The organism is Mesorhizobium sp. WSM1343 (assembly GCF_055901535.1).
The window spans coordinates 4,793,462-4,807,339 of record NZ_CM148370.1 but is presented as its reverse complement, the minus strand read 5'-3'; the positions used below and the strand labels follow the sequence as shown (position 1 = coordinate 4,807,339).

Annotated in this window: 14 protein-coding genes; 8 read left to right on the top strand and 6 right to left on the bottom strand. The window is 62.5% G+C overall.

The features are described 5' to 3' along the window. Positions 1-27: 27 nt before the first annotated feature. Entirely contained in the window at positions 28-1,254 is a 1,227-nt protein-coding gene (locus AC0NIL_RS23565) for an anion transporter (RefSeq protein ID WP_275953553.1), read from the top strand. An 80-nt stretch (positions 1,255-1,334) separates the two neighbouring features. Here the strand turns inward: AC0NIL_RS23565 and AC0NIL_RS23560 are convergent, their stop codons facing one another. Further along, positions 1,335-1,922: a TetR/AcrR family transcriptional regulator gene (locus AC0NIL_RS23560; protein WP_275953552.1), complete on the bottom strand. Its 588-nt coding sequence runs from the start codon at positions 1,920-1,922 to the stop codon at positions 1,335-1,337. 88 nt (positions 1,923-2,010) lie between these two features. Between AC0NIL_RS23560 and AC0NIL_RS23555 the strand changes: the two genes are divergently transcribed. Further along, the gene (locus tag AC0NIL_RS23555; protein ID WP_275953551.1) at positions 2,011-2,841 is read left to right on the top strand and encodes a crotonase/enoyl-CoA hydratase family protein; all 831 of its coding nucleotides are present in this window, start codon (positions 2,011-2,013) and stop codon (positions 2,839-2,841) included. A gap of 111 nt (positions 2,842-2,952) precedes the next feature. On the opposite strand, the gene AC0NIL_RS23550 is transcribed toward AC0NIL_RS23555, so the two are convergent. From AC0NIL_RS23550 to AC0NIL_RS23530, 5 genes are all read right to left on the bottom strand, one after another. Continuing rightward, positions 2,953-3,261: a cupredoxin domain-containing protein gene (locus AC0NIL_RS23550; RefSeq protein WP_027163334.1), complete on the bottom strand. Its 309-nt coding sequence runs from the start codon at positions 3,259-3,261 to the stop codon at positions 2,953-2,955. 11 nt (positions 3,262-3,272) lie between these two features. Continuing rightward, entirely contained in the window at positions 3,273-3,797 is a 525-nt protein-coding gene (locus tag AC0NIL_RS23545) for a DUF4142 domain-containing protein (protein ID WP_013532429.1), read from the bottom strand. 117 nt (positions 3,798-3,914) lie between these two features. Beyond that, positions 3,915-4,589, bottom strand: coding sequence for an RNA polymerase sigma factor (locus AC0NIL_RS23540; protein ID WP_275953550.1), 675 nt, complete (start codon positions 4,587-4,589; stop codon positions 3,915-3,917). Between the two features lie 132 nt (positions 4,590-4,721). Next, positions 4,722-5,783, bottom strand: a complete 1,062-nt coding sequence (locus AC0NIL_RS23535) for an HPP family protein (RefSeq protein ID WP_013532427.1) — start codon at positions 5,781-5,783, stop codon at positions 4,722-4,724. Between the two features lie 130 nt (positions 5,784-5,913). Continuing rightward, complete coding sequence (locus AC0NIL_RS23530; protein ID WP_275953549.1) at positions 5,914-7,092, bottom strand: cystathionine beta-lyase; 1,179 nt, start codon at positions 7,090-7,092, stop codon at positions 5,914-5,916. Positions 7,093-7,547: 455 nt separating this feature from the next. Here AC0NIL_RS23530 and AC0NIL_RS23525 point away from each other — a divergent pair, with 455 nt between their 5' ends. The 6 genes from AC0NIL_RS23525 to AC0NIL_RS23500 all read left to right on the top strand — a co-directional run bounded on the left by AC0NIL_RS23525 (position 7,548) and on the right by AC0NIL_RS23500 (position 13,846). Next, positions 7,548-8,183: a DUF1326 domain-containing protein gene (locus AC0NIL_RS23525; protein ID WP_013532425.1), complete on the top strand. Its 636-nt coding sequence runs from the start codon at positions 7,548-7,550 to the stop codon at positions 8,181-8,183. Between the two features lie 9 nt (positions 8,184-8,192). After that, positions 8,193-9,068: a DUF2182 domain-containing protein gene (locus AC0NIL_RS23520; RefSeq protein WP_275953548.1), complete on the top strand. Its 876-nt coding sequence runs from the start codon at positions 8,193-8,195 to the stop codon at positions 9,066-9,068. 442 nt (positions 9,069-9,510) lie between these two features. Next, the gene (locus AC0NIL_RS23515) at positions 9,511-10,539 is read left to right on the top strand and encodes an amino acid ABC transporter substrate-binding protein (RefSeq protein WP_473573743.1); all 1,029 of its coding nucleotides are present in this window, start codon (positions 9,511-9,513) and stop codon (positions 10,537-10,539) included. Between the two features lie 63 nt (positions 10,540-10,602). Next, positions 10,603-11,790, top strand: a complete 1,188-nt coding sequence (locus AC0NIL_RS23510; protein ID WP_013532422.1) for an amino acid ABC transporter permease — start codon at positions 10,603-10,605, stop codon at positions 11,788-11,790. Positions 11,791-11,799: 9 nt separating this feature from the next. Further along, on the top strand, positions 11,800-12,957 hold the full coding sequence (locus AC0NIL_RS23505) for an amino acid ABC transporter permease (protein ID WP_013532421.1): 1,158 nt from the start codon (positions 11,800-11,802) through the stop codon (positions 12,955-12,957). 139 nt (positions 12,958-13,096) lie between these two features. Next, on the top strand, positions 13,097-13,846 hold the full coding sequence (locus tag AC0NIL_RS23500; RefSeq protein WP_031213892.1) for an amino acid ABC transporter ATP-binding protein: 750 nt from the start codon (positions 13,097-13,099) through the stop codon (positions 13,844-13,846). Positions 13,847-13,878 lie beyond the last annotated feature (32 nt).

The following is a 13,878-nucleotide window of genomic DNA, read 5'->3' as shown; positions in this document are numbered from 1 at the left end:
CCACAGACTGGGCAGGACTTCTTATCGATGACATTGATGGGCGCGGCGGCACTGCTGATCCTGATCCTGACTTACGCCGGTGTCGCCATTGGCCGCATCCCCGGCCTGCGCCTCGACCGGGCAGGGATCGCGCTTCTCGGCGGGGCCGCGATGATCGCCATCGGCGCGCTCAGCATGGAGGATGCGTACCGGGCGATCAATTTCGACACCATCACGCTTCTGCTCGGCATGATGATCGTGGTGGCGCATTTAAAAGTGTCGGGCGCCTTTCGTGGCCTTGGCGCCGTCGCCATCGAGCACGCGCATGCGCCCTTCATGCTCTTGGTGATGGTGACGCTGCTGACCGGCGTGTTGTCCGCCTTCCTGGTCAACGACGCCATCTGTCTCGTCATGGCGCCGATCGTCGTTCACGTCACCCGCGTGATCAAGCGCAACCCGATCCCCTATCTGATCGCCACCGCCACCGCGTCGAATTGCGGCAGCGTCGCAACCATCACCGGCAATCCGCAAAACATGGTCATCGGCGCGCTGTCGGGCATTTCCTATCCGGCGTTTTCGGCAGCGCTGGCTCCGGTCGCCCTGTTCAGCCTCGTCGCGGTCGTTGTCATCATCCGCATTGTCTTCCGGGCCGAATTCGCCCGCACCGTCCAATTGACGCCCGAGGTCTCGCGGGGCCGCATGCACAAGGGGCAGGTGCTGAAGGCGGTGGTGGTCTGCATCGGGCTGGCAATTGCCTTCTTCGCCGGCGTGCCTGTCGCCAAGGCCGCACTCATCGGCGGCGCCATCCTCTTGCTCACCCGGGCCATCAAGCCGGAGCGCATCTACCGCGAGATAGACGGTCCGCTGCTGTTCATGTTCGCCGGTCTGTTCGTGGTCGTCGCCGGCGCCGAAAAGACGCTTCTTTCGCCAGACATGATCGCTTCGGCCAGGAATCTCGGGCTGGACGACGTCTGGCGGCTGTCCGGCTTCACTGCGGTGCTTTCCAATATCATGAGCAATGTTCCGGCCGTGCTGGCGCTGCGGCCCTTCATACCCGGCCTCGAAAGCCCCGAGCGCGCCTGGCTGGTCGTCGCCATGAGCTCGACGCTGGCCGGCAATTTCACGCTGCTGGGTTCGGTCGCCAACCTGATCGTCGCCGAACAGGCGCGGGCCGCCGGCACGACGCTGTCGTTCGGCGCTTTTTTCAAGGTCGGCTTGCCTTTGACGCTGATAACGCTGGCCGCCGGCACCGCATGGCTGGCTTTCGGTTTCTAATGCATGTCGTTGCCCCAAAAGTGGCCCCGGTTTTAGGGCAACGACATGCATAAAACCAAAGGCTTAAAGCGCGTCGCGCTTTAGACCTGGCTGCCTGAAAGTCGCGCCCGCACCAGCGTCGCCGCGGCGCGTCCGGCCGCTTCGATGTAATCGGGGTTGCGGTGGATCAGCATGATCGAAAAGCAGCCGTCGATCAAAAGCACGATCTCGCGTGCCAGGGTTAGCGGCTCCACGATGCTGTGGCCCGACAGGGCGCCGGCCAGCCATGTTTCGAAATTCAGCTTGTGCCGCGCGCCCACCTTGACCGCCGGATGTCCGGGCATCGAGGCGAGTTCGGCGGCCGTGCGCAGGAAGCCGCATCCCTTCCATTTCGGATGGCGAGCGGACCTCGCCAGATTGGTGAAGATCGCCTCGACCTTGCGATCCGCGCCGCCTTCGGCAGCCTCGAACCAGCCGGCCATCCGCTTCAGATTGGGTTGGTCGCGGCCGTCGAGATAGGCCGCGATCAGGTCGTCCTTGCTCTTGAAATGGTAGTAGAGCGTGCGCTTGGTGAGACCCGCTTCCTCGGCAACGGCATCGACGCTGACACGACCGATTCCTTCTGCATAGAAGAGCCTGGTCGCGGCATCGACAATGCGTTTGCGGGTAGGGCTCTGCGTGTCGGGCATAAGCCTATGTATACCGACTAGTGAATATACACAAGCGACAAAGGGCATAGTCTTCCTTCCATCAGCATGATGGAGAAGGAAGAGCCAAATGACAGATCTTGTCCTTAGCGAAACCCGGGATGGGATTGCCATCCTCACCCTCAACCGGCCGGAGAAACTCAACGCGCTGAACTATGCCCTGATCGATCGCCTGCTTGCTGTCCTTGACGACATGGAAGTCGATGACAGCGTCCGAGCGGTCATTCTGACCGGAGCAGGGGAGCGGGCGTTTTCGGCGGGGGGCGACATTCACGAGTTCTCGGCCAGCGTGGCGCTTGGCGTCGGTGTCGCGATGCGGGATTTCGTCATGCGCGGGCAGCGGCTGACGGCGAGGCTGGAAGCCTACCGCAAGCCCGTCATCGCCGCCGTCAACGGCATTGCCTTTGGTGGCGGCTGCGAAATCACCGAGGCCGCACCGCTCGCTATCGCCAGTGACCGCGCTTTGTTCGCCAAGCCGGAAATCAACCTCGCAATGCCGCCGACCTTTGGTGGAACCCAGCGCTTGCCGAGGCTCGCGGGGCGCAAGCGGGCGCTCGAACTGCTGTTGACCGGCGACTGGTTTGCGCCGCCGCGGGCGCTTGAACTGGGTCTCGTCAACGAGGTTGTGCCGCATGCCGAGTTGATGCCGGCGGCATTTGATCTGGCCAGGCGTATCCTGCGGCACTCCGATCTGGCGATTGCCGGCATCCTCACGGCAGTGGCGCGCGGCCTCAACCAGAGCATCGCCGAAGGTTTGCTGGTCGAGGCCGAGCAGTTTGCCCGCATGGCCCCGACCGCTGATCTGCGCGAAGGGCTGAATGCCTGGATTGCACGCCGCGAGCCGGGCTATGACGGCTCGTGGACACATATCGCGCGTCCCGACGAGGCCAGGCGAGCCTGAAGCGGGTCGCTGGAATTCCTCAGGCGACCCGCTTCAGGTCTTTGTTTTCATGCGTGTCGTTCTCCCAAAACCGAGGTTACTTTTGGGAGACATGCACTCGTCGGAGCTGGATCAGGGCGCCACCACCAAACGGCCCTTCATGTTGGGGTGAAAGCGGCAGAAGTAGTCGACCGGTCCCGCCGTCTTCAAAGTCAGGCTTGCGGATTTCTTCGGCGGGATCATCACTTCCCAGCCGCCTTTCACGGTGGCCGTGTGGGCGAACACATCCTTGTTCACCCACTCGATCGTGTCGCCGACCTTTGCCTCGACGGTGGCCGGAGAGAACACCAGCCTGTCGATGGTGACCTGGATGGTTTCGGCTTGCGCCGGCACGATCCCGACGGCGAGCGTCAACGCAATCCACAGATGGCGGTTCTGCATGCTCCCGGTCCTTACTTGAGCATGCCGGCGACGTGTTCGGCGTGCTGCTCATGGCCCTGGAATATCTTCAGGCCGGTTTCCAGCAGGCTTTTCAGCTCGGCATTCTGCGCCGACGGGATCAAAAGGGTTTCGAGCGCGCCGTTGACCTGCTTGTGATAGGCGACCTCATTGTCGACATAGGCCTTGTCGAAGGCAGCGCCGTGGAGTTTGGCGAGCTTGGCCCGCTCCTCCGTCGCAGCTTTGGTCAGCGCCTTGCTGGTGGGGTTGTCTTCCGGGGTGACCTTGAGCTTCTTGACCAGGTCGAGCGCCTGAACATTTACAGCCTCGTGATCGCGGACCATGTCCTTGGCGAAATCGACAACCTCCTTGTTCTTCGATTTGTCGATGGCCAGCTTGGCCGCTTCGATGTCGATGACCCCGGCCGTGTAGGCGATATGGGCGATCTGCGGATCGGTCGGCTTGTCGGCGGCTTGTGCGAACGGCGCGGTGCCGAGCAGCAGCAGGGCGGCGAGCGCAGCAGTGTGTCGGATAGACATGGCATCTCCTTCGCCGGGACGCTGAAATCGCCCCGGACAGTGTTTTTCGGTTGACGGTCATTGGATGCTGGTCAGCGGCAAACGTTCCCGCTGAAATGAACTGAAATCCGCTGAGGCTCAGCTTTCCAGCCCGAGCCGTCGCATCACGGCGCTGGTCAGTCGTTCGCAACGCCGGCCGGCGAAGGGGAAGGCGTCGAGCAGCACCGGCCCGATCTGGTCGTCCAGCGCCTTGCGGACAAGGGCGCGGGCGCGGTGCAGCCTTGTCTTGACGGTTTGCGGCCGCACGCCGAGGAGGTCGGCGGTCTCTTCGATGCTCAGTCCCTCGATCACCCGCGCCACGAACACCGTCCGGTAGACGTCGGGAAGGCTGTCGGTGGCCTGTTCGACCAGTTGGAGGATCTGCCGTTGCGCCATTGTCCGTTCCGGATCGTCGCTGGGATTGAGGGGAAACCGGATGATCTCGGCTTGCGGATTTTCCGGCAGCGCCACCGTTTTGCGCCTTTTGCGCAGCCGGCCGAGCGCCTCGTTGATGACGATGCGCGATAGCCATGTGGCGAGCGAGGAGTCGCCGCGAAACGCATCGAGATGGGCGAAAGCCTTGACGTAGGCCTCCTGCACGATGTCCTCGGCCTCGCTGTCATTGCGCACGACGCCGCGCGCGATCCGGTAAAGCCGCTGATTGTGTGTCTTGATGATGGTGCGGAAGGCGTCGCCGTCGCGCACCAGCGCGCGGTGCACAAGCTGCATCTCGCCTGGCACAGCGGAAGGCACGGCCGTCAACACAGCAGGCATGGCAAGTTTCCTCAACCCAATCTCCGAACCAGGATCTCGATTGGGAGATTGGACGCTGTCGCCGGCAAAAGGTTCCCGAAGATTTTCTGCCGGGTCCGGCGGCCGCTACACTACAGTGCGAGCGAAGGCTTGTCAGGCAGCCTGCAAGCGCGCCGTGGCGGCCAACAGATCGGTCTGGGTGATCAGCCCGAGAATCCGCTTGTCGTCGTCGACGATGATGACCGCATGGCTGCGGCCGTCGGTGAGCACGGGCAGCAGACCCATGGCGGCGACGCCGGCGGCGGCTGTTGCCGCGGGCGTTAAGACGGATCCAACCGTCCCCGAGGCCTGGGTGAGTTCGCGCAACCCCACCGTGCCTGCCAGCCTGGCTTCCGCATTGACGACCGGCAAGGTGCGGATGTTGTGGTCAAGCAGCAATTGGCGCGCCGCCTCGGTGGAGGTGTGAGCATCGACCGAGATCACATCGCGCGACATGATGTCCTCGCACAGAAGGGTCTTGTGCGCGCGCACCATCGCCTGCAATTCGACCTGCCGCAGCAGCCGGTCGAGATCGTTGCGATCGATATCGAACGTCTCGTCGAGTGCGCCAAGCGCGGCATCGATGTCTTCCGACCGAAAGCCCACGCGCAGCTGCGCCGGCAGATCGCCGGTGCCGTGGCTGTTTGCCGGCGCCGCAACCGGCACATGCGGATAATTGCGCCGGGCCAGCCTGTGGAAGCCGTAGCCGAGCGCCACCAGCAGGATCGAGTTCAGCGCCACCGGCACGAATGGAAACAGGAAGCCGGCGCTGATCACGGCAGGCCCTCCCAGCACCGCGGTCAGCGCGGCCGCTCCGCCCGGCGGATGCAGGCAGCGCGTGAACGACATGGCGGCGATGGCCAGTGCCACCGCGATGCCGCTGGCAAGGGCGGTTTCGTGGATGAAATGCGCCACGATCACGCCGACCAGTGCCGATATCGTGTTGCCGCCGATGATCGACCATGGCTGTGCCAGCGGACTGGCGGGCACGGCGAACAGCAGCACCGCCGACGCCCCCATCGGCGCCACCAGCAGCGGCACGTGCGGGCCGTTGCCGAGCACAAGGCTGGCGATCACACCGGTGAGTGCAATGCCGATCGTCGCGCCGATACAGGCGACGAGACGCTCGCGCAGCGTCGCGCCGGCAAGAATGGGAACAAAAAGGCGGAAAGCCATGAGGTCGAAAACTCTGCCGATATTCCAGGGGAAGTCGAAAATGTGCTGATCGCACCGCAATGACGCGGCATCGCTGAATTTGAAAGCCAAACTGATCCGGGAAACTGCAATTTGAGGGAATAGAATTCCGCTACGCAGCCGCTGCGGCCAGACCGCGCGAAATGTCGGCCTTCAGGTCGTCGACGTCCTCGAGGCCGATCTGCAGGCGGATCAATGGACCCTCATAGGGGGCCTTCGCGACAACGCGGTCGCCGAGCCAGACCGGTACCGCAAGGCTCTCATAACCGCCCCAGGAATAGCCGAGGCCGAAGATTTGCAGCGCGTCGAGAAAGGCGTGCTGCTGCTTCTGGCCGCCACCGGCAAGCACGATGGAAAAGATGCCGCTGGAGCCGGAGAAATCCCGCTTCCATAGAGCGTGATCCGGATGGCTGGGCAGGGCCGGGTGGAGCACGCGCGCCACGCCCTTCTGGCCTTCGAGCCAGGAGGCGATGGCAAGCGTGCTGCGCTGATGGTGTTCGAGGCGCACGCCCATGCTGCGCAGGCCGCGCAGCACCTGGTAGACGTCGTCGGGCCCGGCGCAGCAGCCAAGCGTGCAGAAGCTTTCATAAAGATGCGTCCAGCAGCTCTCTTTGGCCGACACCGTGCCAAGCAGCACGTCGGAATGGCCGGCCGGGTATTTGGTCGCCGCATGGATCGAGATGTCGACACCGTGGTCGAGGGGGCGGAAATACAGTGGCGTCGCCCAGGTATTGTCCATCATGACGATGGCGCCCGCGGCGTGCGCCGCCTTGGCGATGGCTGGGATGTCCTGCACCTCGAAGGTGTTGGAGGCCGGTGATTCCGTGAACACCACCTTGGTGTTGGGCTTGATCAACGCCGCGATGCCGGCGCCGACATGGGGGGCGTAGTACTCGACCTCGACGCCCAGCCGCTTCAGCATCGTGTCGGCGAAGTTGCGGGTCGGATGATAGACGGTATCGACGATCAGCAGATGGTCGCCGGCCGACACGAAGGCGAGCAGCGGTACCGTCACCGCCGCAAGGCCCGACGGCACCAGGATCGTGCCTGCCGAACCTTCCAGCGCGTCTATGGCGTGGGCGAGCGCATCGGTCGTCGGCGTGCCGCGCGTGCCGTAAGTGTATTTCTGGGTGCGAGCCGCCATTGACGCCGCGTCGCGAAAAAGCACGGTCGAGGCATGCACCACCGGCGGATTGACGAAGCCGAAATAGTCGTGCGGATTGTTGCCCGAATGGGCAAGCCGCGTGTTGATGCCCATCCCGCCGCTAAAGTGCTCGCCGTCTTTCGCCATTCTGCGTCGCCTTGTTTGACAAGCCGCTAGCCATAGTGCGGCGGCATGGACCGTGCAACAGCCACCGTCCGCCAGGAGATGGACTTCGAATATGCCAATTCGTCGCGGCAAAAACAGCGATGCGGGGACAGGATATCAAAACGAAAAACCCGCCTGTGCGGCGGGTCATCGGCGCAAATCAGCACCATGGACAAAAATGTATCATAGCTGAGGGCAGGGTGTCAAGAAAAAATTCCTATCGCGAAAAGGCGGTCTTTGATTGACCTGCGTTCGGAGCCCTCATCTCCGCCGATCGGCTATTGTGGGCGGCTGCGGAAGGTATATGATTGTCGGCTAATATTAATCGCCGGATTGCTTCGATCAGATGCTGCCGGATGGTTGCTGCCGGTTGACCTCTGGTCCTCCACGATCCGGATCGCGCTCACCAAGCGTGAGCGCGGCAAGGGAGGAATGCCATGCCGGACGTCAAATGGGCCATGAAGGCGCGCGAATTCATCAACTGCAACTGCGCCTATGGCTGCCCGTGCCAGTTCAACGCCATGCCGACATACGGGTTCTGCCAGGCGGTCGCCGGCATGGAAATCGAAAGCGGCCATCACGGCGACACCAAGCTCGACGGATTGCGGTTCGTCGGGATTTTCAGCTGGCCCGGCGCCATACACCAGGGCGGGGGCGAAGCCGCGGTGATCATCGACGAGAGGGCGACGGAAGCCCAACGTGGCGCGCTGCTTCGCATATTGGGCGGTCTGGACACCGAACCGGGTGCAACGATATTCCAGGTCTTTTCGACCACGCTGGAGAAGTTCCACGACCCGATCTTTGCGCCGATCGAATTCAACATCGACGTCGACGCGCGAACCAGTCAGCTGCATGTCGAGGGTATAACCGACGGTCGTGGCGAGCCGATCCGGAATCCGGTCACCGGCGCTGCCCACCAGGCGCGCATCGACCTGCCGCACGGCTTCGAATACGCGATCGCCGAGGTCGGGCGCGGCTGGACAAAGGCGACGGGCCCGATCAAGTTCGAGCTGGCCGATACGCACAGCCATTTCGCCAATCTGCATCTCACGCAGAGCGGCATCGTGCATTGACCTGATCCAATGGGCGACACGGCCCTCGAGGCGGTGCTGCGGCGCGATCGTGCGGTCGTGATGGCCGCGCTCGTGGTGATTGCCGTGCTCGCCTGGGCCTATGTGCTGTGGCTCGCCACCGACATGGTCATGCCCGGCTCCGCCTTGCCGGACAGCGGAGGCGGTGACATGGCCGGAATGGACATGTCGAATATGGACGGGTCGAACATGGGTATGGGCGGCATGGATATGGGCGCCGCCGTGGCGCCAGGCATCCGGGCCTGGGCATTGGCCGATTTCGCTTTCACCTTCACGATGTGGGCGGTGATGATGGTCGGCATGATGACGCCTTCGGTCGCACCGATGTTGCTGCTCTATGCCGGCGTCGGCCGCAAGGCGCGGGCGGATGGCAGGCCCATCGCTTCGACGGGATGGTTTTTTGCCGGCTACCTCGCCGTCTGGGTCGTCTTCAGCCTCGTGGCGACCGGTGCGCAATGGCTTCTCGCCCGTCTTGCCTTGCTCGACCCCTCGATGGCGACCGGCAGCGCGGTCCTCGGCGGCCTCGTCCTGATCGCCGCCGGTCTCTATCAATGGACGCCGATGAAGGGCGTCTGCCTGCGCCAATGTCAGGCCCCGATCGCGTTCCTGGCCGGCCATGGCGGATTCCGCTCCGCTCCGCTCGGCGCGCTTCGGCTGGGCATCGATCACGGCGCCTACTGTCTGGGGTGCTGCTGGGCGCTGATGGCCCTGCTGTTCGTCGGTGGCGTCATGAACGTGCTGTGGATCGCCGGCATCGCCATCCTAGTCCTGCTGGAGAAGACGGTGCCGACCGGGCAGCTGATTCCGCGCGTTTCAGGCGCGTTGATGGCTGGCATCGGGGCCTGGATCGTCTTTCAAGCCTCTTGAGAACAGTCTTCGTCTGCGACCTGTATTGGACTGCAGCCGCCAGTAAATCGTCAGAAGACAATCTTGGGACATGGTAGTTCGCCCCACGCGGAGGTCAACAACCACGAGGTATTTGCCCGGGATGGATTTCGCTGCCGCGGCCGGTATCGGCCCCGCGTTGGCGTTGCATCAGCTTTGCCGCCTTTATTGGCCCTGCTGACTAATTCGCGGGCGTGTTTGTCTGTAAATCAGGCATTTACGGCAATCGGTTTTCAAACTCTTCGGGTTTGGGTCATTTCCCTTGACCTCACAGGAATTATCGCCTTCGATGACATTTGTGAATGGGAGGCGGCGCGTCGGTTACGATGCGGGGTTTCGGGATGGGCCGGGATGAAGCCGCGTTCACACGGGAGAAAAAAATCAGGATTTACTCCTGAAAAACAGAGAAAAGGGTCTGTGGGTCATGAAACACATTGCTATCGGCATTCTAGGCGCCGCCACGCTTGGATTGATGGCGTCCGCCGCGTCGGCGGCCACGCTCGACACCGTCAAGGCGAAGGGCTTCATCCAGTGCGGCGTCTCCACCGGCCTGGCCGGCTTTTCGGCGCCGGACGACAAGGGTGACTGGCAAGGCATCGATGCGGATTTCTGCCGCGCTGTCGCGGCCGCCGTCTTCGGTGACGGCTCCAAGGTCAAGTTCACGCCGCTCAGCGCCAAGGAGCGGTTCACCGCGCTGCAGTCGGGCGAGATCGACATCCTGTCGCGCAACACCACCTGGACCATCAACCGCGATACGGCACTCGGCCTGAATTTCATCGGCGTCACCTATTATGACGGCCAGGGTTTCATGATCAACGCCAAGAAGCTGCCGGGCGTCAATTCGGCATTGCAGCTTTCGGGCGCAGCCGTCTGCGTGCAGAGCGGCACCACCACCGAGCTGAACCTCGCCGACTACTTCAAGGCCAACAAGATGGAGTACAATCCCGTCGTCTTCGAAAAGCTGGAAGAGGTCAACGCCGCCTATGATGCCGGCCGCTGCGACGTCTACACCACCGATCAGTCGGGCCTCTATGGCATCCGCCTGACGCTGGGATCGCCGGCCGACCATGTCGTGCTGCCCGAGATCATCTCCAAGGAGCCGCTCGGACCTGCCGTTCGCCAGGGCGACGACCAGTGGTACCACATCGTCAAATGGACCTATTTCGCGCTGCTGCAGGCTGAAGAGCTCGGCATCACCAAGGCCAATGTCGATGAGATGAAGAACTCGGCCAGCCCCGAGATCAAGCGCGTTCTCGGCCAGGAAGCGGACACCAAGATCGGTACCGATCTCGGCGTTTCCAATGACTGGGTGGTCAACATCGTCAAGGCCGTCGGCAATTATGGCGAAATGTTCGAGCGCAATGTCGGCTCGGGCAGCCCGCTGAAGATCGCGCGCGGCATCAACGCGCTGTGGTCCAAGGGCGGCCTGCAATACGCGCCGCCGATCCGCTGATCGAAATGTGATCCGGGAGGCAGATCATCTGCCTCCCGGTTTCTCTTTCCAGGGGACGGTCGAATGGCATCGCAGGACGTACTTCGCGAGGAGCCCAGCCGCGGCTCCTTCATCAACGATCCGAAAATCCGGGGCATATTCTTCCAGGTGCTGGTCGTCGTGCTGCTGGTGGCGGGCGTCTGGTGGATTGCCCACAACGTCATCGACAATCTGACGCGGTTGCGCATCGCTTCAGGCTTCGGCTTCCTCAAGGGCCGCGCCGGCTTCGATATCAGCGAGAGCGCGATCGCCTATTCGTCGGATTCGACCTATGGCCGCGCCATTCTGGTCGGCCTCCTCAACACGGTCATCGTCGCCATCGTCGGCATCATCACCGCGACAATCATCGGCTTCGTCATCGGCATCGGCCGGCTCTCGAAGAACTGGCTGATCAGGAAGATCTGCACCGTCTATGTCGAGGTCTTCCGCAACATCCCGCCGCTGCTGGTCATCTTCTTCTGGTATTCCGGCGTGCTGGCCGTGCTGCCGGCGCCACGCGACAGCATCAATTTGCCGTTCGGCTCCTTTCTCAACCAGCGCGGTTTCTATTTTCCACGCGCCGTATGGGGCGACGGTTCATGGCTGATCTTCGTCGCCCTGCTCGTCGGCATCGCCATGGCGTGGTTCGTCGCGCGCAAGGCGCGGCAACGGCAGATGGCGACCGGCCAGCAATTTCCGGTGTTTTGGACATCCGCGGCGCTGATCGTCGGGCTGCCGCTGCTCGCCTATGCGCTGAGCGGCTTTCCCCTGAGCTTCGACTACCCCAAGCAGTCGACTTTCAACCTGACCGGCGGCTTTCAGGTCCGGCCGGAGTTTCTGTCGCTTTATCTGGCGCTGTCCTGCTATACCGCCGCCTTCATCGCCGAGATCGTGCGTGCCGGCATCAGGGGTGTCAGCGCGGGCCAGACGGAAGCCGCCGGAGCGTTGGGATTGCGTTCCGGATCGATCCTGCGGCTGGTCGTCGTGCCGCAGGCCATGCGCATCGTCATTCCGCCGCTGACCAGCCAGTATCTCAACCTGACCAAGAACTCGTCGCTGGCCATCGCCATCGGCTATCCGGACCTGACGGCGACCGCCGGGACAGTGCTGAACCAGACCGGCCAGGCCGTCGAGGGCGTGGTGATCATGATGGTGATCTATCTCGCCATCAGCCTTCTGACCTCGCTTGTGATGAACTGGTTCAACGCCAAGATGGCGCTGGTGGAGAGGTGAGGTAAGGACATGCAAGAACATGATATGTCCTGGGTGCGCACCGAAATGGTGCTGGCGCAGCCGGCGCCCGCCAGCGTCACCGGCCTCGGCGCATGGGTGCGCAAGAACCTGATCGCGTCTACCGGCGACACCATTTTGACAATCGTCGGCATCGCCCTGGTGGCGATGATCCTGCCGCAAATCATCAATTGGGCGTTCATCAACGCCGTGTGGACGGGGCCGGACCGGACCGTATGCGCCACGGTGGCGCAAGGCGGCATCCAGCCGGATGGCTGGACCGGCGCCTGCTGGGCTTTCGTCAATGCCAAGTTCGGCCAGTTCATGCTCGGCCGCTATCCCATCGAGGAGCGCTGGCGGCCGATCCTGGTCGCCATCCTGTTCGTGGCGCTGCTGGTGCCGATGCTGATGCCGAAGGTGCCACGCAAAGGGCTGAATGCGGTTCTGCTGTTCTTCGTGCTGCCGATCGTCGCCTTCGTCCTGCTGGTCGGCGGCATGTTCGGCCTGCCGCATGTCGAGACCTCGCTTTGGGGCGGGCTCTTGGTAACGCTCAGCCTGTCCTTCGTCGGCATTGCCGTGTCGCTGCCGCTCGGCATCGTGCTGGCGCTCGGCCGCCGTTCCAAGATGCCGATCATCAAGACGCTGTGCGTCGTCTTCATCGAGACGGTGCGCGGCATCCCGCTGATCACCGTGCTGTTCTTCGCCAGCGTCATGCTGCCGCTGTTCCTGCCGGAGGGCGTTTCGTTCGACAAGTTCCTGCGCGCTTTGATCGGCGTGTCGCTGTTTGCCGCCGCCTATATGGCCGAAGTGGTGCGCGGCGGCCTGCAGGCGATCCCCAAGGGCCAGTATGAAGGTGCCGATTCGCTCGGTCTCGGCTATTGGCAGAAGATGTATTTCATCGTCATGCCGCAGGCGCTCAAATTGGTCATCCCGGGCATCGTCAACACCTTCATCGGCATGTTCAAGGATACCAGCCTGGTCATCATCATCTCGATGTTCGACCTGCTCGGCATCGTCAAACAGAATTTTTCCGATGCAAACTGGGCAACCGCGCAGACGGCGAGGTCTGGCCTGATCTTCGCGGCCTTCGTCTTCTGGCTGTTCTGCTTCGGCATGTCGCGCTATTCAATGTACACCGAACGCCGGCTCGACACCGGCCACAAACGCTGAATGCATGTCGCCCAAAAGTGTATAGCGGTTTTGGGGTAACGACAGGCATCATTACCAACAACAAAAGAACAAGGGGATCCCTCTCATGGCCACCGAAAATGCCGTCAGCGCAGAAGAGATCAAGGTCAACGCCGCCAAGATGCAGATTTCGACGACCGATGTCGCCATCGACATCATCGCCATGCACAAATGGTATGGCGAGTTCCATGTGCTGAAGGACATCAACCTGAAAGTGATGCGCGGGGAGCGCATCGTCATCTGCGGCCCCTCCGGCTCCGGCAAATCGACCATGATCCGCTGCATCAACCGCCTGGAGGAGCACCAGAAGGGCAAGATCATCGTCGACGGTAAGGAATTGACCAACGATCTCAAGAAGATCGACGAGGTGCGCCGCGAGGTCGGCATGGTGTTCCAGCACTTCAACCTGTTCCCGCATCTGACCATCCTGGAGAACTGCACGCTGGCGCCGATCTGGGTGCGCAAGACGCCGAAGAAGCAGGCCGAGGAAATCGCCATGCATTTCCTCAAGCGCGTCAAGATCCCGGAACAGGCCAACAAATATCCCGGCCAGCTTTCCGGCGGCCAGCAGCAGCGTGTGGCGATTGCCCGCTCGCTGTGCATGAACCCGCGCATCATGCTGTTCGACGAGCCGACCTCGGCGCTCGATCCGGAGATGATCAAGGAAGTGCTGGAGACCATGGTTGGCCTTGCCGAAGAAGGCATGACCATGCTGTGCGTCACCCACGAGATGGGTTTTGCCCGCAAGGTCGCCAACCGGGTGATCTTCATGGACCAGGGCCAGATCGTCGAGCAGAACACGCCGGCCGAGTTCTTCGACCACCCGCGCCACGAGCGCACGAAGCTGTTCCTGTCGCAGATCCTGCACTAGGCCTTTCGATGTTTGCGAGGAGCCCGGCTGAA

Excerpts from the sequence above, each read along its gene's own strand:
- AC0NIL_RS23565 (WP_275953553.1), top strand. The coding sequence starts at position 28 with ATGACATTGATGGGCGCGGCGGCACTGCTGATCCTGATCCTGACTTAC.
- AC0NIL_RS23560 (WP_275953552.1), bottom strand. The coding sequence starts at position 1,922 with ATGCCCGACACGCAGAGCCCTACCCGCAAACGCATTGTCGATGCCGCG.
- AC0NIL_RS23555 (WP_275953551.1), top strand. The coding sequence starts at position 2,011 with ATGACAGATCTTGTCCTTAGCGAAACCCGGGATGGGATTGCCATCCTC.
- AC0NIL_RS23550 (WP_027163334.1), bottom strand. The coding sequence starts at position 3,261 with ATGCAGAACCGCCATCTGTGGATTGCGTTGACGCTCGCCGTCGGGATC.
- AC0NIL_RS23545 (WP_013532429.1), bottom strand. The coding sequence starts at position 3,797 with ATGTCTATCCGACACACTGCTGCGCTCGCCGCCCTGCTGCTGCTCGGC.
- AC0NIL_RS23540 (WP_275953550.1), bottom strand. The coding sequence starts at position 4,589 with ATGCCTGCTGTGTTGACGGCCGTGCCTTCCGCTGTGCCAGGCGAGATG.
- AC0NIL_RS23535 (WP_013532427.1), bottom strand. The coding sequence starts at position 5,783 with ATGGCTTTCCGCCTTTTTGTTCCCATTCTTGCCGGCGCGACGCTGCGC.
- AC0NIL_RS23530 (WP_275953549.1), bottom strand. The coding sequence starts at position 7,092 with ATGGCGAAAGACGGCGAGCACTTTAGCGGCGGGATGGGCATCAACACG.
- AC0NIL_RS23525 (WP_013532425.1), top strand. The coding sequence starts at position 7,548 with ATGCCGGACGTCAAATGGGCCATGAAGGCGCGCGAATTCATCAACTGC.
- AC0NIL_RS23520 (WP_275953548.1), top strand. The coding sequence starts at position 8,193 with ATGGGCGACACGGCCCTCGAGGCGGTGCTGCGGCGCGATCGTGCGGTC.
- AC0NIL_RS23515 (WP_473573743.1), top strand. The coding sequence starts at position 9,511 with ATGAAACACATTGCTATCGGCATTCTAGGCGCCGCCACGCTTGGATTG.
- AC0NIL_RS23510 (WP_013532422.1), top strand. The coding sequence starts at position 10,603 with ATGGCATCGCAGGACGTACTTCGCGAGGAGCCCAGCCGCGGCTCCTTC.
- AC0NIL_RS23505 (WP_013532421.1), top strand. The coding sequence starts at position 11,800 with ATGCAAGAACATGATATGTCCTGGGTGCGCACCGAAATGGTGCTGGCG.
- AC0NIL_RS23500 (WP_031213892.1), top strand. The coding sequence starts at position 13,097 with ATGCAGATTTCGACGACCGATGTCGCCATCGACATCATCGCCATGCAC.